Source organism: Thioalkalivibrio sp. ALE30 (assembly GCF_000377465.1).
GTDB lineage: Bacteria > Pseudomonadota > Gammaproteobacteria > Ectothiorhodospirales > Ectothiorhodospiraceae > Thioalkalivibrio.
In genome coordinates this window covers 622,829-642,168 of sequence record NZ_KB898168.1, presented here as the reverse complement: position 1 = coordinate 642,168, position 19,340 = coordinate 622,829, and the positions used below count along the sequence as shown (strand labels likewise).

Genomic DNA, 19,340 nt, shown 5'->3' with positions numbered 1-19,340 from the left:
ACCGGGAGATACGGACATGCGCATCTCGACCACCCAGATCTTCCAGACCGGGATCGACCAGATCCAGCGGGGCCAGACGGAGCTGAACCGGACCTCGCTGCAGATGGGTCGCGGCGAGCGCATCCTGAGCCCCTCCGATGACCCGAGCGGGGCCACCCAGGTCAACCAGTTCGAACGCATCATCCAGGCCACCAAACAGTACCAGCGCAATATCGACAACACCCAACCACGCCTGCAGCAGGAGGAATCGGCCCTGCAAAGCGGGACGGATCTGCTGCAGCGGGCGCGCGAACTGGTGGTGGCCGGCAACAACGATTCCCAGACCAACGAGACCCGCAGCTATCTGGCCGGCGAACTGCGTCAGTTACGAGAGGGCCTGTTCGACATCGCCAACACCAAGGATCCCAACGGCGAATACCTCTTCGCCGGGACGAAGTCCTTGCAGCAGCCCTTCCAGCAGGATGGCACGGGCGCGGTGCGCTATGAGGGGGCCGAGGGTACGGGCAGCGTCCGCGAGGTCGCAATCTCGGCCAACCGCAAGGTGCCGGTGGGCGATACCGGTGCGCGGGTGTTCATGGATATTCCGGAGAACGACGGGCGGGTCGGGGCCGAGGTGCTCAATCGGGAACCCGGCAGTACTCTTGTTGTGGAGCAAACCGGTGTAAGCGACGTTGGTGCACTGGATGAGCGCGACTACACGATTGAATTCTCTGAAGACGCCGGCGGGAACGTCCAGTTTTCCATCACCTATGTAGATGAGAATGGAGATACCCAGTTCGCCGAAGACAATTCCGGGAATTCGATGGAAGATCGGCCTTTTGTGGCCGGTGAGGCGGTCCTTTTTGAGGGGCGGAGTATCACCCTCAGTGGCACACCCCAGGCTGGGGATCAGGTCTTGTCCCGCGCCGCCGAAAACAAGAGCGTGTTCGAGACGCTGGACGCGATTATCGCGGCGCTGGAAGAGGGCGGTGCCAGCGGCACCAGCCGGGCCAATCTTGCGACCGCCAGCAACACGGCACTGGCCGACCTGGATGCGGTGCTGGGCAACTTCAGCGACATCCGGGCCGAGGTCGGCTCGCGGCTGAAGAGCTTCGATCAGCAGAAGGACCTGAACGAGGACCGCCTGGTGGACCTGAACAGCGCGGTCTCCGAGATCCGCGATCTGGACTATGCCGAGGCCATCAGCCGCTTCAACCAGCAGCAGGTGGCCCTTCAGGCCGCGCAGCAGACCTATACCCAGGTGAACCGCCTGTCGCTGTTCGACTTCCTCTGATCCATGCCCCGGCCGTGCGGATCATGGTCGCGCCTTTGTGCGACCATGACGCCATTGTGATCTGCGAGACTCCGGCATGGCCAAGAACAACGAACCCTCCGCGCCCATCCAGTACCGTTCCACCGGGCGGCCCCCGCGCTATCTGATCGTCCTGCTGATCCTGGCCGCGCTGTGGGCGGGGTTCTGGGGTGTCATCCACCTGCAGTCGGGCGAGCCCAAGCCGGTGACCCTGAATGTCGAGGAGCAGGCGGAGCTGGAGGCCAAGCTGCGGGCGTTGGGTCCGCGCGATGCGGAGCCCCGCCCCGATAGCGCACCAGGCGATCCGATCATCGATCTCGACGCCGAAGCCGAGCCGCTGGTCCCCGAACTCTACGAGGAACGCGCCGAGGCCCGGGTGGTGCAATTCAGCGAACGCGAGCTGAATGCGCTGATCGCGCAGGACCCGGACCTGGCCGGGCGGGTGGCGATCCGCCTGACGCCGGGACAGGTGAGCACGCGGGTGCGCATCGATGTGCCGCCGGATATCCCCCTTCTGGGCGGACGCGTCCTTAATGTGCGCTCGGGCGTTCGCTTTGGTACGGAAGAGGGCCAGGTGCACGCGCGGCTGGTGGGCGTCAGCGTTGCCGGGATCCCGCTGCCGGATGCCTGGCTTGGCGGGCTCAAGGACGAGGATCTGCTGGGGCTGGAGCCCTTCCAGCAACTGCGCGCCGGCATCGAATCCATCGAGGTGCGCGACGGCGAGCTGGCCCTGGAGCTCGCCCGCTGAGGGAGTGCCTTGTGGAGTCATGCATCCGTCCCCGGGCCGACGGCCTGTTCTGGACGGTGCGCGGGACCTCCCAAGGTCACACGCGATGCCGCCGCGCTGTGTCACCCCGGAAGCCGCGAAGCGGTTATCCGGGATCTGCAACGATGGACTGGGAAAGGCCTGGGGCAGGGAACTGGCGATCCCGGCTCTGCGCTGCGCTCCGGCCGTGATGACGTTTCGGCGCAAGGGCTCTCGGTGAGGCGCGGTTTGGAATCGCCTCGCGGCACCTTGCGGCAGGTGCCGTGGGTTACCGGGCGGGGCCGACGCGCAGGGTTTCGGCACCAAGGGCCTGCAGGCGGCCGCGTACGCTGAGGCTCAGGGTGGAGTGCCCGGCCTCTAGCGCCGGCTGGCTGGCGGATTCGTCCATCGCCCGCATGGCCATCATCGGCTGCGGGCCACTGTAGGAGTCATCCGGCAGTTCCACTTCCAGAACACGCAGGTGCGTGGCGCCCAGTGAGCGGGCGATGACGCGCGCCTGATCCTTCAGGTCGTCCATGGCCTCTTCGATCATGGCCTCGCGGTGTTCCTCGCGGGCCTCGGGGCTCAGGGAAAAACGGATCTGACTCACCGTGAGGTCGTGCCGCTGGAGGGTTCCCACCAGTTCGCCCAGGCGGTCGAAGTCGCCGCTGGTCAGTTCCAGGTTCTGCTGGACCTGCCAGGCGTTGATGCGGCTGCGGTCGTCGGCGTCGTAGATGGGGCGGGTCGAATAGCCAATGGTGCGGGCCTCGACGACATCGTGTTCGCCCGCGCGTTCCAGGGCCGCCTCCATGTTCCGGTTGACGGCATCCGCGGCAGTAGCGGCTTCCGGCGCGCGCGCCTCGGTCTGCATCAGCACGGTCATGTGATCGTTCGCGACCTGGCGTTCGGTCTTGCCGGTCAGGGAAAGCGTCGTGGCGCCATCGCCGCCAACAGCGGCCCCGGGGATTGCCAGTGCAAGTACGGCGAGGCCGGCGACGAGCCAGGATGTCCGGTGGGCAAGTGGGATGTGGTTCGGTCGCATGGGTGTTTCCTTAGAGGTCGCGGGCCAGGCGGATGCCGGCGAATACGTGGCGTTTATCGGGAGTGAAGAAATTGCGCAGGGTCGTCCGGGTGAGCAGCGGGTCGCTCCAGGCACTGCCGCCGCGCAGGACGTAGTGCTTCCCGTCGAACCAGGGCAGGGAGTATTCATCATAGGGGTAGGGCCGGAAACCCGGGTAGGGTTGAAAGGGGTTCGCACACCATTCCCAGACCTGCCCTGTACCGGCTAGCCAACCGGCCTGCGCGGCATGCTCCCACTCGTGTTCGTGGGGCAGGCGGGCGCCAACCCAGCGCGCGTAGGCCGTGGCCTCGAACCAGGAGAGGCCGACGGCGGGTGCCCGGGGCTCGAGCCGCTGGGTGCCGCCCGGCAGGGTCTGGACTCGTGTGCCGTCGGACCGGCGCCCCCAGCCCAGCGGGGCGGTGACCCCCGTCCGTTCCAGCCACGCCCGGCCGGATTCGTCCCAGTGAGGGCCGGGGTGATACCCGTCGGCCTCGATGAAGGCCGCGACCTCGGCGTTGGTGACGGGGTGTGCACGGATGGCGTGGGGCGCGAGCCGCACGGTGTGTCGGCCGCGCTCGTTGTCGAAGGCGGTGATGGAATCGCTGCCGGCGATGTGTTCGCCCCCCGGGCACTCGATCCAGTCGTTGCAAGGCCGGTGCGCGGTTTCGGAGGTTTGGACAGGGCCGGCTTCGGGGTGTTGCAGGCGGGCAAACCAGCGCACCTGTTCGAGACTCTCCAGATGCATCGCGTGGTGCTGCGCGAGGAAACCGGTCAGGTAGTCGTTTTCAAGCAGGGGATGGCGGCGCACCTCCGGGTGGGCGCGCAAAAGCTCCAGGTGGTGCTGCTGACATGCCCGGCCCCACTCGAGCAGCGAGTGGCGGGGCGGGAGCCGCCCGCCGCGGCGCCATTTCGGGCTTTGCTCGGGGAAATACAGGTCGTGCCAATCCCGCCGTGCGGGCGGCGGCTCACCCAAAATCCGTTCGTGCAGCCAGACCGCCTCGATAAAATGGCAATGGGCGTAATGCCATCCCATGGGGCTGAGGTCCGGGTGGTATTGATTGCGCCATTCGTGTTCCGGGGTGGCGAGAAGCGCCGCGTTCAGGCGGTCGTGCTGGACGGACAGGCACTCCATGAGGCCCGGTTCGGAGGCGTTCGACAGCGGATGGACGGCGTTCATATCCGGTGGAGCGCGTTACAAGGCCAGGAGTTCCGGCGGTTCGTCGGGATCCAGGATCAGCAGGTGGCCGGATGGCACCGGGCGCCAGCGCTCGCGATCCGTCAGCGGTTCCGATGCCACGACTACGCTGTCCTCGGGGAATGTCTCGTCATCGGTGGTGTAGTAGAGGCTGGGGCAGGGCGCGTTGATCGCGTGGCGGCTGGCGATGATGCGGCGCCCGTCGGACAGGATCACGTTCAGCAGGGCGGTATCGGTGCCCAGCCAGGCCTCGATGGTCGAGAACGCCTCGCCGAGGGCGCCTTCCAGCGTGGCGTTCTCGTCATCGGCCAGGTACTGCCGCACCAGCGCGAACAGGTGTTCCGAGTCGGTTGTGCCCTCGATGCTGGCTTCGATCTCGTGGCTGAGGATGTTCTGGATCTGCCGCCGCACATCCGGCCGGAACCGGCTGATCAGGCCGTTGTGGCTGTACAGCAGGCCGTCCCGGGCGAACGGCTGGGCATTGACCGAGTCGCCCCCGAAGCCGGGGGTCGCGCTGCGGATGGCCGCGATCCAGAGGGGCTGGGTCATGTCGCTGGCCAGATCTTCCAGATTGGGATCCTGCCAGAGCGGGTCGGCTCGGCGGTAATGGCGCGCCATGCCCCCGGCCCCGAACCAGCCGAAGCCGAAGCCATCGGCATTGACCCGCGCGTACACCAGTTCCTGGGGCGCCATGGCCTGTTCGATCAGGTTGTGGGGGGGATCCAGGATCAGGCTGCGCAGCGTGATCGGAGGACCCAGATAAGCGAGGTGTCGGCACATTGATCCGGGCTTCCCTGGGGGCAGTTGGGACGTCGGTGGTTTCATGCTAGCGTGCCGCAAACCCTCTTGATACGGAAGCCCGCATGTCCGCCGACGCCTGCGCTGTACCCGTTTCCTCCCGTTACAGCCGCCGGGTGGTGGAAGAACGCGATGCCCACGCCGAGTTACTGGCCGATTTCCGCGCGGGGATGCTCGAGCCACCGCGATCCCTGCCGCCGAAGTACTTCTACGATGCACGGGGTTCGCAGCTGTTCGATGCGATTTGCGACACGCCGGAATACTACCCGACCCGCCTGGAGGCCGAGCTCCTGGAGCGTCATGCCGATGCGATCGTGGAGGCATCCGGCGCCCGGACGCTGTTCGAGCTGGGCAGCGGGACCTCGCGCAAGACCGAATACCTGCTGGCCGCCCTGGAGCGGCGCCTGGCGGCGCCCCATTACGTCGCCAATGACGTGTGTAGCGAGATCCTGGACGAGGCGGGCGAGCGGCTCTTGCAGCGCTTCGATCAACTGCGGGTGGACAGCCTGTGCGGCGACTACGCGGCGGCCCTGGGCCACCTGGGCGAGGTCGCCGGCGCGCGTGGCGACGGTCCCCGACTGTTCGCCTTTCTCGGCAGCAGTCTGGGGAATTTCGAGGACCCAGAGGCCGCCGCCCTGCTGACCCGGATCCGCGCGACCATGAATGCGGAGGATCGCCTGTTGCTGGGGCTGGACCGGGTCAAGCCGCGTCCGGTGCTGGAGGCGGCCTACAACGATGCGGCGGGGGTCACCGCGGCGTTCAATCTGAATCTGCTGTCGGTGCTGAATACCGAGCTGGGGGCGGATTTCGACCCCGAGGGGTTCGATCACCGCGCGCCCTTCGTGGAAGAGCATTCGCGGATCGAGATGCACCTGGTGGCGCGTCGCGACCAGGTCGTGCAGGTCTCGGAGCCCGAGGCTCGCCTGGAGATCGCGGCAGGCGAGATCATCCGCACCGAGATCTCGCGCAAGTTCAGCCGCGAGGCGGTCGATGGTCTGCTGGCGGCGGCGGGGCTGGAACACGAGGCCGAGTGGTCGGCGCCCGAGGACTGGTATTCCCTGTTCCTGCTGCGGCCCGGGGCGGCCTGATCGGCATGCGGGAAGCGCGGCTGGTGCTGGTGCGGCATGCCCAGGCCGGTAATCCCGGCGACTGGGACGGGGCCGATCGTGACCGGCCGCTGACCGCAAAGGGGCAGGTCAGCGCGGTGCGCATGGCCCAGGCGCTGGGCGATCTGCTGCCGGCTTCCGTGGAGCTCCTGTGCAGCCCCTATCTGCGCGCCCGACAGACGGCGATCCCCCTTTCCCAGGCGCTGGATGTACCGGTGCGGCAGAAGAAATGGCTGGCTCCGGGACAACCCGCCGGGCTGGAGGTCGAGGCCCTGGCCCGGAACCTGCCGGCGAACGGCGGGTTGGTGCTGGTGGGCCACGAGCCCGACCTGTCGCTCCTGGCCAGCTGCCTGCTGGGCGCGCCCGGGGGGCGGAGTCTGGTGCATATGGGCAAGGGCGATGCCTGCGGGCTGGCGGGTTCGCTGCCGGGGCCGATGCGCCTTGTCTGGCACCTCCCGCGGCGGGTCCTCGAACGGCTGGCCGATGGGGAGGCGCATTAGGCATGCAGGAGGCCCACCATACGGAGACGGTTGCGGCCGTCGATCTGGGATCCAACAGCTTTCACATGATCGTGGCTCGGCGCCAGGATGGCGAGGTCCTGAAGGTGGACCGGCTCAAGGAGATGGTGCGGCTTGCCAGCGGCCTCGACGATCAGGGACAGCTGGATCCGGAGGTCGCCCAGCGGGCTTTGGACTGCCTGGATCGTTTCGGCCAGCGGCTGCGTCAGCTGCCGCGCGGTCATGTGCGGGTCGTTGGGACCAACACGCTGCGCCAGATGCATGACAGCCGGGCCTTTCTGCGGTCGGCGGAGCAGGCCCTCGGACATCCGGTGGAGGTCATCGCCGGGCGCGAGGAGGCACGGCTGATCTACCTCGGCGTGGCCCACACGCTGGCGGATGACAGTGGCCGGCGCCTGGTGATGGATATCGGCGGCGGCAGCACCGAGTTCATTATCGGGGAACGCTTCGAGCCGGTCCTGGCCGAGAGCCTCGAGATGGGGTGTGTGACCTTTACCCGGCGCTTCTTCGCCGACGGCAAGCTGAGTCGCAAGGCCTTCGATGCCGCCCGGCTGCGAGCGGAGCAGGAACTGCAGCCGATTGCCAGCGCCTACCGGGCCGAGGGATGGGATCAGGCACTCGGGGCCTCGGGCACGATCCTCGCGCTGGACCGCATGGTGCAGGAGTCGGGCCTGGACCCGGCGCCGGGCATGGACCGGCAGGCCCTCGAGCGGCTGCGGGACGCACTGATCGAGCAGGGCTCGATCGACGGGCTGGAGTTCCCCGGCCTGGCGGCAGAGCGGGCGCCGGTCATCGCCGGCGGACTGGCGGTCCTGCTGGGCGTGTTCGAGGCGCTGGGCATCGAGCGCCTGCATCCCTCCGACGGGGCGCTGCGCGAGGGAGTGGTGCATGACCTGCTGGGGCGCTTCCGGCACGAGGACGTGCGCGGGCGCACCATTCATCATCTGCGCCGGCGCTTTGCGGTGGACCCGGCCCAGGCCGAGCGCGTCCAGGCCACGGTGGCACGCCTGGTCACCGCGGTGCGCTCGGCCTGGGGGCTGGACGGGGACGACGCCGAGCGTCTGGACTGGGCTGCCGAGCTGCACGAGATCGGCCTCGCCCTGGCCCACAGCAAGTACCACAAGCACGGTGAATACATCCTCACATGGGCCGACCTGCCCGGGTTCTCGCAGCCGGAGCAGGCGGAGCTTGCACTGCTGGTACGCCTGCACCGGCGGAGCCTGAAACCCAAGCTTCTGGGCGATGTGCGTGAGGATCGTGCGGGCGCCTTCCGGTATATGGCGGTGCTGTTGCGCCTGGCCGTGCTGCTGCATCGCTCGCGGGCACCCGATCCGGTGCCGCTGGAGCGTATCGAGGCGACGACGGACGGCCTCGCACTGAGCTTTGCGACGGGATGGCTGGATGCCCATCCCCTGACACGGGCCGACCTCGACGCCGAGCGCGAGGAATGGGCCCGCCACGCACTGCAACTCGAGTACGCCTGACGGCGGATTCGGAAAGGATGGATGCAATGCTGACGCTGGTGGTCTGGATCTATGTACTGTCGGTGCCGTTGTGGATCGGCATCTGGTGGTCGGCTACGGGGTTCCGGTTGATGCGGCACAACCGGTTGCTGGCACTGCCCTTCCTGCTCAGTCTGGTGTATGTGGTCGGAAACGCCCTGCTGGTGGCCATGTTCGGCGGGCTCAGCGAAGCCACCTACGAGGAGGGCCGGTACGTGTTCATCACCGACCGGGCCATGATCGCGGTTCAGGCGACGGCGAGTGTGCTGATCGTGGCCACCATTGTGTACGGCCTGAGCATACGGCGGGTACCGGTGCACTTCATCCGTTTCATGGTGTATGCATTCGTGGCGTTGCTGGGGGTGATGGCGCCGATCCTGTGGATTCCGGCGCAGGAGGCGGAGTTCTTCTTTGTGCTCCGCCATGTGCAGTCGATCGGACTGAACTTCGGGCTGTTCCTCTGCGTGGCCGGGATCGTGGTGCTGTTGCAGGACCTGCTGCGTCATGGCGACGCCGAGGTCACCCTGCTGGGCGGACTGCATGATGTGCCGCGCTCCGAGCGTCAAAGTGAAGCGGATACAAAAAACCGCGGGAGCTGAGGCGCTTACCGGGTGTGTTGTGAACGGGTAGGGAACCCAGCGACCCTCTGCATCGGGAACAAGAGGATTGGGTTCAGGAGCGCCTCGGTTCCGGGAGGGTGCCGCACGCGTGTGCGGCCCGATGGTGTGCGGCGCATGTGCCCCTGTATTCACTCACGTTTGGGGCTTGTACTCCAGGTTCCCCGACCCTGCATTGCGCCCCGAGGGTTTATAGAACGGGGGTGGAGGCGCTAACGGCTGTGTGACCCCTGCCTCGGGGGCTCGGGGTACCCACGCGAGCGTGTTCACCCATCAGCATTTCTCTGGAGCGAGACCTGCTGAGCGGGTATGTCGCCTGTTGTGTCCTGGTCCGACAGACCAAGGCGCCCCAGTAGCTTCTGGCATTCGGCGGAGTCCGCCGCCCCATTGGTCAGCAAGAAGGCGGTGCGCATGATGGGGAGATGAATGTGGCCGCTGCCCAGACCGAAGCCGTGGGCGGCCCCAATCATCTGCTTTAACGGGAGAGAAAGGCGCAGACGCGACTTCAGCGCTACGGCCATTCGAGCGGGCCAGTCCCCCGCAAGCGCCGTATCCAGGGCGGCTGGGTCGAGGGTGCAGCCCTGAAGGACGCAGCGCTGTGCCGTGGCGATGACCGCGAGCTCGCCCAGGCGATGCATCAGTCCGGCGGTAAAGCAAAGGCTGGCGTCCGCCCGCAGGCTGCGACCCAGGGCCGCGGCCTGGTGGGCCATGCGCTCGCTCTGTTCCTGGTAATGCCGGGCGCGGCTCTGGAGGTTGGGGTCTTGAAGTGTGGTGGTGAGATCGAGGGCCATGGCCATTGCCAGATTCAGGGCGGTGGGGATGCCCAGAACCTGCAGGGCGTCGCGTAGCGAGGTATTGGGGGTGTCGGTGCGCCTCAGAGCACTGCCGTTGGATGCATCGATCAGGCGCGTGACCAGGGATGGAATGTCCTGCCAGGCCTTCTCCAGTTCGGACAGCGAGAGTGTGTCGGCCCGCGCCCTCAATTCCCGCAGTGCGTCAAGATCGATCGGTGTAGGCAGTCTCAGCTCACCGGATTCGGCCTGTTGCAGGGCGTTTTCCAGGGCGGGCGCCTCCGGCTCGCCCTCGGCTTCTTCGCGGGACTCGGCGGTAGTCGCTCCCGTAGCCAGTATCGCTTGCAGACGGTCATGCACCAGTTCCGCCTCGAAGGGCTTGGAGATAAAACCCCGGACGCCGTAGCGAGCGGCGCGCTGGACACTCTTACGCTCCGGGTTCGCGGTGATGATGACGATGGGCGTGACGCGGCCATCGATAGCCGCCCGTCGCAGGAAGTCCAGCCCGTTCCCGTCGGGCAGCGACAGGTCCGACAGCACGAGGTCGTGGTGTGTCTCGCGCCAACGTCGCAGGGCCTCGGTAATGGAGCGCGCGTGGAAGATGTCGGAATTGGGATAAAGGCCGCGAACGAGCGTCTTCAGGAGATCCGCCATGAGATCTTCGTCTTCCAGTATCAGGATCTTCATAGGGGGTCCGGATGCTCGCGCGCACAGGGAGGTTGTGACCTTCAGGTTCGGTTGTCCGAAGGATGGGGTCAAGCGGGGACCGGCGAAGTCCCACGACCGGGTGCCCCGCGCCGGCCATGGGTGTCGCGTCAGCCGGCGGTAGACCCCGCCAGCCGGGCCGCCAGGACCTCCTGTGCGGAGTAGGGGGCCTGGTCGTCTGCGGGCCGAATGCGGGTGTAGCTGCCGTCCGGTTGCAGGGACCAGGCGGTGGCGGTGTCGCGCAGGTAGTTGAACAGGGATTCCTCGGCCACGCGGTCGCGCAGCTCCGGGTCGCGCACCGGGAAAGCCACCTCGACGCGGCGGAAGAAGTTGCGCGGCATCCAGTCGGCGCTGGAAAGGAACACCTCGGGGTTGCCGGCGTTCTCGAAGTAGAACACCCGCGAGTGTTCGAGGAAGCGGCCCAGTACCGAGCGCACCTCGATGGTTTCCGATATGCCGGGGACCCCGGGGCGCAGGCTGCAGATGCCGCGCACGATCAGCTGGATGGGCACACCGGCCTGCGAGGCCTGGTACAGGGCCTGGATGATGGTGGCCTCGTTCAGGGAGTTCATGCGCGCGACGATGCGCGCCGGTTTGCCGGCCCGGTGGTTCTCGATCTCGCGCTCGATCTTCTCCTGCATCGCGTCGTGCAGGCGGAAGGGGGCCTGGATGAGCTGGCGCAGCCGGGTCACCTTGCCGAGCCCGGTCAGCTGGAGAAACACACGGTGGACGTCCTCGGTCAGCACGGGGTCGGCCGTCAGCAGGCCGAAATCGGTGTAGGCCTTGGCAGTGCCGGAGTGATAGTTGCCGGTGCCGAGGTGGGCGTAGCGGGTAATCTGGTCGCCATCCCGGCGCACCACCAGGGCAAGCTTGGCGTGGGTCTTGTAGCCGACCACGCCGTAGGTCACATGCACCCCGGCATCCTGCATGCGGTTGGCCAGCTCGATGTTGTCGGCCTCGTCGAAGCGCGCCCGCAGCTCGATCACGACAGTGACCTCCTTGCCGGCCTGCGCCGCCTCGATCAGGGTCTCGACCAGGGGCGAGCGGGTGCCCGTGCGGTACAGGGTCTGCTTGATGGCCAGTACCCGCGGGTCGGCCGCGGCCTGGCGCAGGAAATCCACCACCGGCATGAACGACTGGTACGGATGATGCAGCAATAGCTCCTGCTCGCGGATGCAGGCGAAGATGCCGCTGCCGCTGGCGTCCACGCGAGGCAGGGCCGGGACCAGGGGCGGGAACTTGAGGTCCGGGCGGTCGACCAGTTCGTGCACCGCCATCAGCCGGTTCAGGTTCACGAGGCCGGTGACCTGATACAGGTCGTCGGGGTCCAGATGGAACTGCTGCAGGAGGAAATCGGCGACCTCCTGCGGGCAGTTGTCCGCGACCTCCAGCCGCACGCCGGCGCCGTAGTTGCGCTGGGGCAGTTCGCCCTCCAGGGCGTTCAGGAGGTCGTCGATCTCCTCTTCCTGCACGAACAGGTCGGAGTTGCGGGTCAGCCGGAACTGGTAGCAGCCGGTCACCTTCATCCCGCGGAACAGCTCGTCAACATGGGCGTGCAGGATGGACGACAGCAGGACGAAATCGTTGTCGCCGCTGGCGACCTCCCTCGGGAGGCGCACCAGACGCGGGAGAGAACGCGGTGCCTGTACCACGGCGCGGCCGGACTCGCGGCCGAAGGCGTCCTTGCCCTTGAGCGTGACGATGAAGTTCAGGCTCTTGTTCAGGATGCGCGGAAAGGGATGCGCCGGGTCCAGGCCGATCGGGGTCAGGACCGGCTGCAGCTGTTCGCGGAAATACTGCAGCACCCATTCCTGCTGCGCGGAGCTCCAGTGGGTGCGACGCACGAAGTGGATGCCCTCGGCCGCCAGTGCCGGGATCAGTTCATCGTTCAGGGTGCGGTACTGCTCCTCGACCAGGTCGTGCGCGCGCGGGGCGATCTGGCGAAGCTGCTCGGCGGCGGAAAGGCCGTCCGGACCGGGGGCCTGCACGTTCAGCTCGACCTGCTGGCGCAGCGAGCCCACGCGGACCTCGAAGAACTCGTCCAGGTTGGTGGAGGAGATACTCAGATAGCGCAGGCGTTCGAGTAGCGGGAAGGCGGGGTCCTGGGCGATCGCGAGCACCCGACGGTTGAATTCCAGCAGGGACAGCTCGCGATTGAGGAACAGATCGGTCTGGGTCACGTCGGCATCCGGCATGCACGACTCGCGGCAGGAATGGACCCGCGAGTCTATGACGGCATTATGTCAGTTCCGTGAACGTCCTGGCGGCGAAGCCCCCGGGCTGCGTGCCTGAACTGCGGCGGGTGGGCACAGGCGACTATAATCCGGGCCTTGATCATGCAGCGCGAGTGGCGCTGCCGTAAGGAGAACTCCCTTGGCCGAATTTACCCTGACACTGCATGCGCGCGACGAATCGCAGCCCGAGCTGCGCAAGGTCTCGCTGGCCGTCGAGGGCGAGCTGCCCGAATACGGCCAGGTCTGGGTGTGGGATATCGTCTACGCCCAGCAGTTGTTCGCCCTGGGCGAGGTGCAGGCGGCCCAGGACCTCAAGGAGACCATGGAACTCTGGGCGGTCAACATGTCCAGCAAGGTGTTCCAGCCGCATGGGCATATCCTGTCCAAGGGGTACCTGGACCTGTCGGAGAACCTGCAGCTGGTGAACGGAGATTCCGTGCCGGCCGCGGCCGACGGGGATCGCCAGGTGGTGGTATCGGTCGACGGCCAGGCCGGGCAGCTCCCGGATGTCCGGGTGTCCCCGGAGAGCCTGACGGCCGACGAGCGCCAGGATCTGGTGCTGGGGCTGGGCCAGTACTTCAACTTCGAGAACCCGATGTTCGCGCGCGAGCTGCCGATCCATGTCCTGGCCATGCGCAAGTACCACGCGGACATCAACCTGCCGCATACCCGCACCGCGCTCGAGGAAGCCCCGTTCTTCGCGATCCAGAAGGCGATGGAGTACTTCCAGGCGGCCAATCAGGGCACGGTGCAGTAGGGGTAGGCCCGCTGCGTCGGATTTGCCGCGCGTGCTACGGTCGCGGCCATGAGGACTGTCTATTCCGCCGCCGACCCCGTGATGGCCGGGTTCATCGAGGACCTGCTGAAAGAGGCCGGCATCCCGGCGTACGTGAACCAGGCGGGGCTCATGGGCGCGGCGGGGGAGGTCCCGCCAACCGAGACCTGGGCGCGCATCATGGTGGTGCACGAGGAGCAGGCCGAGGAGGCGCGAGCCCTGATACTGGAGTATCTGGAGGGCGAGCCGGAACACGACGGCCGGGACTGGAAGTGCCCGCGCTGCGGCGAGGTGATCGAGCCGCAGTTCACCCAGTGCTGGAACTGCGGGCGCGACAAGCCCAAAGTCTGAGTCAGTTCGGCCGCCCGTTGCCGGTGTACTGCGAGCGGATGCGCTGGATGTAGGTCTGCGTCTCGCGGAACGGCGGGACGCCGCCGTGGCGCTCCACCGCGCCGGGGCCGGCGTTGTAGGCGGCCAGGGCGAGATCCAGGTTGCCCTCGAAACGCTCGAGCATGGCGGCCAGATAGCGTGTGCCGCCGTTGATGTTCTGGGCCGGATCGAAACGGTCGGTGACCCCGAGATCGGCCGCGGTCGCGGGCATCAGCTGCATCAGGCCGTGGGCGCCCACCCGCGAGACCGCCTGCGGATCGAAGCAGGATTCCACGTGAATGACCGACTGGACCAGCGCAGGGTCGAGGCCCTTGCGAGTGGCGGCCGTACGAATGAGGTCCGCGAACTCGCCACCACCGGTGGCCAGCGCCTGGCGGGCGCGCTCGCCGCAGCGGGCGCGCGCGGTGGGGCGGCCGTAGGTGGCGACCAGTTCCATGCCGTTGTCTTGCCGGTGCTGGTTGGTGACCAGGCGGTCACCGCCCGGGCCCTCGAACACGAAGATCTGGCTGGGAGACCAGTCTCCGCCGGTGGAAGGCGTCCGTGTACCCGTGCTCGCGGGCGAGCGGATGGTTTCGTACGGGATACCCTGGGGCCGTTCGTCGGTCAGGACGCGGGCACCGGAGGCATCGCGGTAGCTGTACAGCTCGTCCGCGCTGGTTCCGCCCGCGACCAGCCCTGCCACCAGTACCAGCAGCCCCAGCGCCGTCCGGACGGAATGCTTACCATGGTGCCTGGCTTTCCCCCGCGTATCCCTGGTATCCAACCCCTGTGCCCCCTGGCCGAGTACCGATCCCGATGACCGAGACTTCATTCACAGTCTGCATTATGGCGCCGGAAAGTGCATGGTTGAAAGAGCGCGTCGACGGCCTGCTGGCGGGCAGCGACGTCGACGCACCTTGGGTCGAGGTCCTGGAATCGGTCGATTCGACCAACCGCTATCTCCTGGAGGCGGCTGCCACGGACGATGAGCGACCGCGTGTCTGCGTGGCACATACCCAGACCGCGGGCCGCGGCCGGCGGGGCCGGATCTGGCAGTCGCGGCCCGGGGCGAGCCTCGCTCTGTCGCTGGCGTGGCCCATCGCGCGGGGCCCGGTGCCGCCCGCCTATCCGGTGGGTGTGGGGATCGGGGTAATCCAGGCCCTGGAGGGGCTGGGTCTGGAGTCCGTGCGGCTCAAGTGGCCCAATGACCTGATGATCCAGGGCGCCAAGCTCGGCGGGATCCTGATGGAGCAGCGGGCGCCGGGCCGGGAGCGGCCGGGCCGGCTGGTCGCCGGGATCGGGATGAATCGCGAGGCCGCAGATACACTGGAACTGGACCGCGCGGTCACCGATCTCGCCAGTCATTGTCCGGGTGGGGCGCCGGACGGCCTGGAACTGGCCGCGCGGGTGGTCGACCGGCTTTGCCGCCTGCATCCCGTTATGGTGCGCGAGGGCGTGGCCCCGCTGGAGTCCGAGCTGGAGCGGCTCGATCTGTTGCGGGGGCAGGCCATCGAGCTGCTGGACGATGGAGCGCAGGCCCGGGCGCAGGGGATCGATCCGGCCAGCGGCTGCCTGGTGGCGGCGTTCGCGGACGGATCGGTGCGGTATCTGCACTCGGGCGAGGTTTCGGTACGGAGTCGTGAACATGTCTGACGTTGCGCTGGTGGATATCGGCAGTACCCGGGTCAAATGGCAGGTGCGCAGCCGGGATGGCGACGTGCTGGGCTCCGGCGCGGCCCGGGAGCCCGCGGGCTGCGCCCGCGCCCTTGCATCCATGACGCAGGACTCGACCATCGACGCCGTATGGGTCTCGCGGGTGGCGGGTGATCGCGGGGCGGCGTTCGCCGAGGAATTGGACAGCGCCGGGCTGGCGGCCTCGGTCCACGCGGTCCGGGTTGCGGCTGCCGGGCCGAACGGCCTGCGGACCGACTACGCAGCCGGCCAGCTGGGGGTGGACCGGTACTGCGCGCTGGTCGCGGCGCGGGCCGTTGGCGATATGCCGGTCATCCTGGTGGATGCCGGAACCGCGGTCACCGTCGACGTGTTGCAGGCGGGCGGGTGTCATGCAGGCGGCTACATACTGCCGGGGCGCCAGCTCGGCTGGGAGGCGCTGCAGCCCCGTCTGGCCGATCGTATCGCGCCGCGCGAGGCGACGCAGTGGCCCGAGGACCTTGACCCGTCGCCCGGGCTGAACAGTGCGGATGCGCTGGAGCGTGGCTGGGGTCTGGGGCTGGCCGGGGCACTGGACGGGCTGATCGCGCGCTCCCGCGACGTGCTGGGCGAGGAGGCCCCCTGCTGGCTGACCGGCGGGGATGCCTACTGGCTGGCGCCGCTGTTGCGCGAGGAATCTCGGATCGTGCCCAACCTGGTTCTGGACGGGCTATGGGCCCTGTCGCTCGCGGAGGATGCCGGATGCGCTGGCTAATCCTGGCGCTCGCGCTGCTGAACCTGGGGTACTTCGTGTGGGTGTGGCACGACGGCCGGCTGGATCCGGACCCCTACGCCGACGTACCGCCCCTGGAGCGCGACCGGGGCACGGTGGAGTTGCTGGATGTCCGGCTGGAATGGCCGGAACCCAGTGGCGCGCCGGCAGGGGAAGGGGTCGCCGAGGAGGCGACCGAGTGACGAGGCTCAGGGGCCGCGGCGCCGGGCCCGCTCGGCGCGCCGCCGGTCCCGGTGGCGCTGCCAGGCGGCGGAAAGTTGATGGGAGATCCAGTAGCCGGCCATGGCGGTGGGGCTCGCGATCAGCAGGCTGCCCAGCAACGTGAAGGTGATCTCGTCGCCGATCCCCTGCAGGTACCAGACGTCGGGGTCGTGGGCGAGAAGGGGTATGTAGCGAAAGACTGCCTCGCCCAGCGAGTGGTAGCCCCAGTACAGGGGAGCGGTGGTCAGGGGGTTGCTGACGAACGAGGCCACGAAGGCCGTCGGGAAATTCCCGGCCAGCGCGATGCAGAGGATGATCATCAATACGGTCTGAAAGCCGACCGTGGGCGTCAGGCCAATGAACAGCCCGATGGCGACCCCGCGGGCCATGGCCTCCGGGCCGCTCTTCATGCTCCCGGCGGCATGCAGGCCCGTGTGCAGGCGGGGATGACGGGCCAGCCAGTGGTGGGCGCGCCAGCGCAACGCCCGCCAGCGAATGCCGGCCCGCCTCAGCATGCCGCCGAGGGCCTCAGGCAGCCCCCCAGCGGGCCGCGATGTCGGGGGTCCAGCCGACCGTGATCGCGTCCCCCTGTTCGATCACCGGCCGCTTGATCAGGGCTGAGTGTTCGAGCATCAGGGCGATCGCGCGTTCGCGGTCCAGCCCGTCGCGCTGTTCGGCGGGAAGCTGGCGCCAGGTCGTGCCGCGCCGGTTGACCAGGGCCTCCCAGCCAAGCGCCTCGACCCAGGCGCGCACCCGGGCTTCCTCCAGTCCGTCCTTGCGAACGTCCACGAAGCGAACGCTCACGCCGGCCGCGTCCAGCGCCCGGCGAGCCTTGCGGACGGTATCGCAGTTGGCGATCCCGAAGAGCGCGATCTCAGACATCGCGCAGCAGGGCGTTCAGACCCACCTTGGCCTTGGTCTTCTCGTCCACGCGCTTCACGATCACCGCGCAGTACAGCGAGTACTTGCCGTCCTTGGAGGGCAGGGTGCCGGAGACCACCACGGAGCCGGCCGGTACGCGGCCATAGAGGATCTCGTCGTTCTCGCGATCGTAGATCCGGGTGGACTGGCCGAGATACACGCCCATGGAGATGACCGCGCCTTCCTCGACGATCACGCCCTCGACCACCTCGGATCGGGCACCGATGAAGCAGTTGTCTTCGATGATGGTCGGGGCCGCCTGCAGCGGCTCCAGCACGCCGCCGATCCCGACGCCGCCGGAGAGATGCACATTCTTGCCGATCTGGGCGCAGGAGCCGACCGTGGCCCAGGTATCGACCATCGTGCCTTCATCCACATAGGCACCGATGTTCACGTAGGACGGCATCAGCACCGTGTTGGGGGCGATGAAGCTCCCGCGGCGCGCGGTGGCCGGCGGCACGACGCGCACGCCGGCCTCGCGGAAGTCACGGCTGGAGGTGTCGGCGTACTTGGACGGGACCTTGTCGTAGTAGTTGGTGAAGCCGCCCTTGATGAACTCGTTCTCCGAGATGCGGAACGACAGCAGTACGGCCTTCTTCAGCCATTCGTTCACCACCCATTCGCCGCCCTTCTTCTCGGCGACTCGGGCACGGCCGGTGTCCAGCATCTCCAGCGCCTCGTTCACCGCATCGCGGACATTGGTCTCCACGTTGCGCGGGTTGATCTCGGCGCGGCGTTCAAAGGCGGTTTCGATGGTGCTCTGGATATCGGACATCAGGTTTTCCTTGCAACGTATTAATAGGTAATGGATTCATACAGGCTGGCAATGCGCTCGGCGGCCTCGACACAGGCGGCCGGCTCGGCGACCAGGGCCATGCGGACATGCCCGGCACCGGGGTTGTGCCCGGAGGTCGGGTCGCTGCGCGAGAGGTAGCGCCCGGGCAGCACCGTCACTCCGGCCTCGGCGTACAGGCGGCGGGCAAAGGCCTCGTCGTCGCCTTCGGGAACCCGTGGCCAGAGGTAAAAGCCGGCGGCCGGTGTGGTGACGTCGAGTATGGCCTGTAGCCGCGGGACGACCGCCGCGAACTTCTCCGCGTACAGGGCCCGATTGTGCGCGACATGGGCCTCGTCCGCCCAGGCCACGCGACTAACGGCCTGGGTGGGCGGCGGCAGGGTGCAGCCATGGTAGGTACGGTACAGCGCGAAGCGGTCCAGCAGCTCGGCATCGCCCGCCACGAATCCGGAGCGCAGCCCCGGGAGGTTGGAGCGCTTGGACAGGCTGTGGAACACGATGCAGCGCTCGAACCCGGTATTGCCCATACGCGCCGCGGCACCCAGCAGGCCGGCGGGTGGGGTGGCCTCCGGGTGATAGATCTCGGAGTAGCACTCGTCGGCCGCAATTACGAAGTCATGGCGTTCGGCCAGACGGATCAGGTCCTGCATCGCCGCCTCGGACATGCAGGCGCCGGCCGGGTTGCCCGGGTTGCAGATGTAGACGAGCTGCACCGCATCCCAGGTGGCGACGTCGATCGTGGAGAAGTCGGGTAGATAGCCGTTCTCCGGCGCCAGGTCGTAGAAGGCCGGTTCTGCCCCGGCCAGCAGGGCCGCACCCTCGTAGATCTGGTAGAAGGGATTCGGCATCAGCACGCGCGCCCCGGGCTTCTCCGCGACGACGGCCTGGGCGATCGCGAACAGGGCCTCGCGGGTACCGCTGACCGGCAGCACCTGGCGCTCGGGCTTCACGGTATCCAAGTCGAACCGGCGTTGCAGCCAGGCGGCGATCGTCTCGCGCAGGGCCGGTTCGCCGCGCGTGGTGGGGTAGTGGTTGTAACCCTGTACGGCGTCGCGCAGGGCGGGTTCGACGAAACCCGGAAGCGCATGGCGTGGTTCGCCGATCGACAGCGCGATGGGCTCCAGCCCTTCCGGCTGGCGCAGGTCCGCGAACAGGGCCCGCAGGCGTTCGAACGGGTAAGGCTGGAGCCGGTCGAGGCGGGGATTCATGGCGTCCGGGGGTTCCTCTGCAGGGCGCGAACCGAAAGACCGCGCAGTATACCGAACCCGACGGGGCG

General features: G+C 67.7%; 21 protein-coding genes. 11 read left to right on the top strand and 10 right to left on the bottom strand.

The genetic code is table 11. The features are described from left to right. The first annotated feature begins 16 nt into the window (after nucleotides 1-16). Nucleotides 17-1,273, top strand: a complete 1,257-nt coding sequence (flgL, locus tag D107_RS0102915; RefSeq protein WP_018876816.1) for a flagellar hook-associated protein FlgL — start codon at nucleotides 17-19, stop codon at nucleotides 1,271-1,273. Nucleotides 1,274-1,349: 76 nt separating this feature from the next. After that, nucleotides 1,350-2,039: a hypothetical protein gene (locus tag D107_RS0102910; protein WP_018867342.1), complete on the top strand. Its 690-nt coding sequence runs from the start codon at nucleotides 1,350-1,352 to the stop codon at nucleotides 2,037-2,039. A 286-nt stretch (nucleotides 2,040-2,325) separates the two neighbouring features. On the opposite strand, the gene D107_RS0102905 is transcribed toward D107_RS0102910, so the two are convergent. From D107_RS0102905 to egtC, 3 genes are read right to left on the bottom strand one after another with little or no spacing between them, the layout of a single operon-like run. Next, on the bottom strand, nucleotides 2,326-3,078 hold the full coding sequence (locus D107_RS0102905) for an SIMPL domain-containing protein (protein ID WP_018880737.1): 753 nt from the start codon (nucleotides 3,076-3,078) through the stop codon (nucleotides 2,326-2,328). Between the two features lie 10 nt (nucleotides 3,079-3,088). Further along, complete coding sequence (locus D107_RS0102900) at nucleotides 3,089-4,273, bottom strand: SUMF1/EgtB/PvdO family nonheme iron enzyme (protein ID WP_018880736.1); 1,185 nt, start codon at nucleotides 4,271-4,273, stop codon at nucleotides 3,089-3,091. Between the two features lie 15 nt (nucleotides 4,274-4,288). Beyond that, on the bottom strand, nucleotides 4,289-5,071 hold the full coding sequence (egtC, locus tag D107_RS0102895) for an ergothioneine biosynthesis protein EgtC (RefSeq protein WP_018867345.1): 783 nt from the start codon (nucleotides 5,069-5,071) through the stop codon (nucleotides 4,289-4,291). An 83-nt stretch (nucleotides 5,072-5,154) separates the two neighbouring features. Between egtC and egtD the strand changes: the two genes are divergently transcribed. From egtD to D107_RS0102875, 4 genes are read left to right on the top strand one after another with little or no spacing between them, the layout of a single operon-like run. After that, nucleotides 5,155-6,177 carry an L-histidine N(alpha)-methyltransferase gene (egtD, locus tag D107_RS0102890; RefSeq protein WP_018880735.1) on the top strand — a complete coding sequence of 341 codons (1,023 nt, stop codon included), beginning with the start codon at nucleotides 5,155-5,157 and terminating at the stop codon, nucleotides 6,175-6,177. 5 nt (nucleotides 6,178-6,182) lie between these two features. Beyond that, complete coding sequence (locus D107_RS0102885; RefSeq protein WP_018876812.1) at nucleotides 6,183-6,695, top strand: histidine phosphatase family protein; 513 nt, start codon at nucleotides 6,183-6,185, stop codon at nucleotides 6,693-6,695. Nucleotides 6,696-6,697: 2 nt separating this feature from the next. After that, nucleotides 6,698-8,197 carry an exopolyphosphatase gene (gene ppx, locus D107_RS0102880; protein ID WP_018880734.1) on the top strand — a complete coding sequence of 500 codons (1,500 nt, stop codon included), beginning with the start codon at nucleotides 6,698-6,700 and terminating at the stop codon, nucleotides 8,195-8,197. A 26-nt stretch (nucleotides 8,198-8,223) separates the two neighbouring features. Next, nucleotides 8,224-8,814: a hypothetical protein gene (locus tag D107_RS0102875; protein WP_018867349.1), complete on the top strand. Its 591-nt coding sequence runs from the start codon at nucleotides 8,224-8,226 to the stop codon at nucleotides 8,812-8,814. Nucleotides 8,815-9,098: 284 nt separating this feature from the next. On the opposite strand, the gene D107_RS0102870 is transcribed toward D107_RS0102875, so the two are convergent. Both D107_RS0102870 and ppk1 read right to left on the bottom strand, forming a co-directional pair. After that, entirely contained in the window at nucleotides 9,099-10,310 is a 1,212-nt protein-coding gene (locus tag D107_RS0102870) for a response regulator (RefSeq protein ID WP_018880733.1), read from the bottom strand. Between the two features lie 128 nt (nucleotides 10,311-10,438). Beyond that, the gene (gene ppk1, locus D107_RS0102865; protein ID WP_018878993.1) at nucleotides 10,439-12,523 is read right to left on the bottom strand and encodes a polyphosphate kinase 1; all 2,085 of its coding nucleotides are present in this window, start codon (nucleotides 12,521-12,523) and stop codon (nucleotides 10,439-10,441) included. A gap of 178 nt (nucleotides 12,524-12,701) precedes the next feature. Here ppk1 and D107_RS0102860 point away from each other — a divergent pair, with 178 nt between their 5' ends. Continuing rightward, nucleotides 12,702-13,319, top strand: a complete 618-nt coding sequence (locus D107_RS0102860; RefSeq protein ID WP_018867352.1) for a hypothetical protein — start codon at nucleotides 12,702-12,704, stop codon at nucleotides 13,317-13,319. Between the two features lie 48 nt (nucleotides 13,320-13,367). Continuing rightward, the gene (locus D107_RS0102855) at nucleotides 13,368-13,688 is read left to right on the top strand and encodes a DUF2007 domain-containing protein (RefSeq protein ID WP_081618691.1); all 321 of its coding nucleotides are present in this window, start codon (nucleotides 13,368-13,370) and stop codon (nucleotides 13,686-13,688) included. Between the two features lies 1 nt (nucleotide 13,689). Here the strand turns inward: D107_RS0102855 and D107_RS0102850 are convergent, their stop codons facing one another. Then, complete coding sequence (locus tag D107_RS0102850) at nucleotides 13,690-14,409, bottom strand: lytic transglycosylase domain-containing protein (protein WP_018867354.1); 720 nt, start codon at nucleotides 14,407-14,409, stop codon at nucleotides 13,690-13,692. Between the two features lie 143 nt (nucleotides 14,410-14,552). Between D107_RS0102850 and D107_RS0102845 the strand changes: the two genes are divergently transcribed. Genes D107_RS0102845 through D107_RS0102835 form a run of 3 tightly spaced genes read left to right on the top strand, consistent with a single transcriptional unit; the run spans nucleotide 14,553 to nucleotide 16,331 of the window. Continuing rightward, entirely contained in the window at nucleotides 14,553-15,359 is an 807-nt protein-coding gene (locus tag D107_RS0102845) for a biotin--[acetyl-CoA-carboxylase] ligase (protein WP_026280729.1), read from the top strand. Next, nucleotides 15,352-16,131 (top strand): type III pantothenate kinase, encoded by a 780-nt coding sequence (locus D107_RS0102840; RefSeq protein ID WP_018880731.1) that lies wholly within the window; start codon nucleotides 15,352-15,354, stop codon nucleotides 16,129-16,131. Before D107_RS0102845 ends, D107_RS0102840 begins: the two co-directional genes overlap by 8 nt. Beyond that, entirely contained in the window at nucleotides 16,119-16,331 is a 213-nt protein-coding gene (locus D107_RS0102835; RefSeq protein ID WP_018867357.1) for a hypothetical protein, read from the top strand. The genes D107_RS0102840 and D107_RS0102835 overlap by 13 nt, the downstream gene beginning before the upstream one ends. 6 nt (nucleotides 16,332-16,337) lie before the next feature. Here D107_RS0102835 and D107_RS0102830 read toward each other — a convergent pair whose 3' ends face one another. From D107_RS0102830 to dapC, 4 genes are read right to left on the bottom strand one after another with little or no spacing between them, the layout of a single operon-like run. Next, the gene (locus tag D107_RS0102830; RefSeq protein ID WP_018880730.1) at nucleotides 16,338-16,865 is read right to left on the bottom strand and encodes a DUF2062 domain-containing protein; all 528 of its coding nucleotides are present in this window, start codon (nucleotides 16,863-16,865) and stop codon (nucleotides 16,338-16,340) included. 13 nt (nucleotides 16,866-16,878) lie between these two features. Further along, nucleotides 16,879-17,232: an arsenate reductase gene (locus D107_RS0102825; RefSeq protein ID WP_018867359.1), complete on the bottom strand. Its 354-nt coding sequence runs from the start codon at nucleotides 17,230-17,232 to the stop codon at nucleotides 16,879-16,881. Continuing rightward, nucleotides 17,225-18,046 carry a 2,3,4,5-tetrahydropyridine-2,6-dicarboxylate N-succinyltransferase gene (gene dapD, locus D107_RS0102820; protein WP_018867360.1) on the bottom strand — a complete coding sequence of 274 codons (822 nt, stop codon included), beginning with the start codon at nucleotides 18,044-18,046 and terminating at the stop codon, nucleotides 17,225-17,227. Before dapD ends, D107_RS0102825 begins: the two co-directional genes overlap by 8 nt. A 20-nt stretch (nucleotides 18,047-18,066) precedes the next feature. Then, the gene (gene dapC / locus D107_RS0102815; protein ID WP_018880729.1) at nucleotides 18,067-19,272 is read right to left on the bottom strand and encodes a succinyldiaminopimelate transaminase; all 1,206 of its coding nucleotides are present in this window, start codon (nucleotides 19,270-19,272) and stop codon (nucleotides 18,067-18,069) included. Between the last annotated feature and the right edge of the window lie 68 nt (nucleotides 19,273-19,340).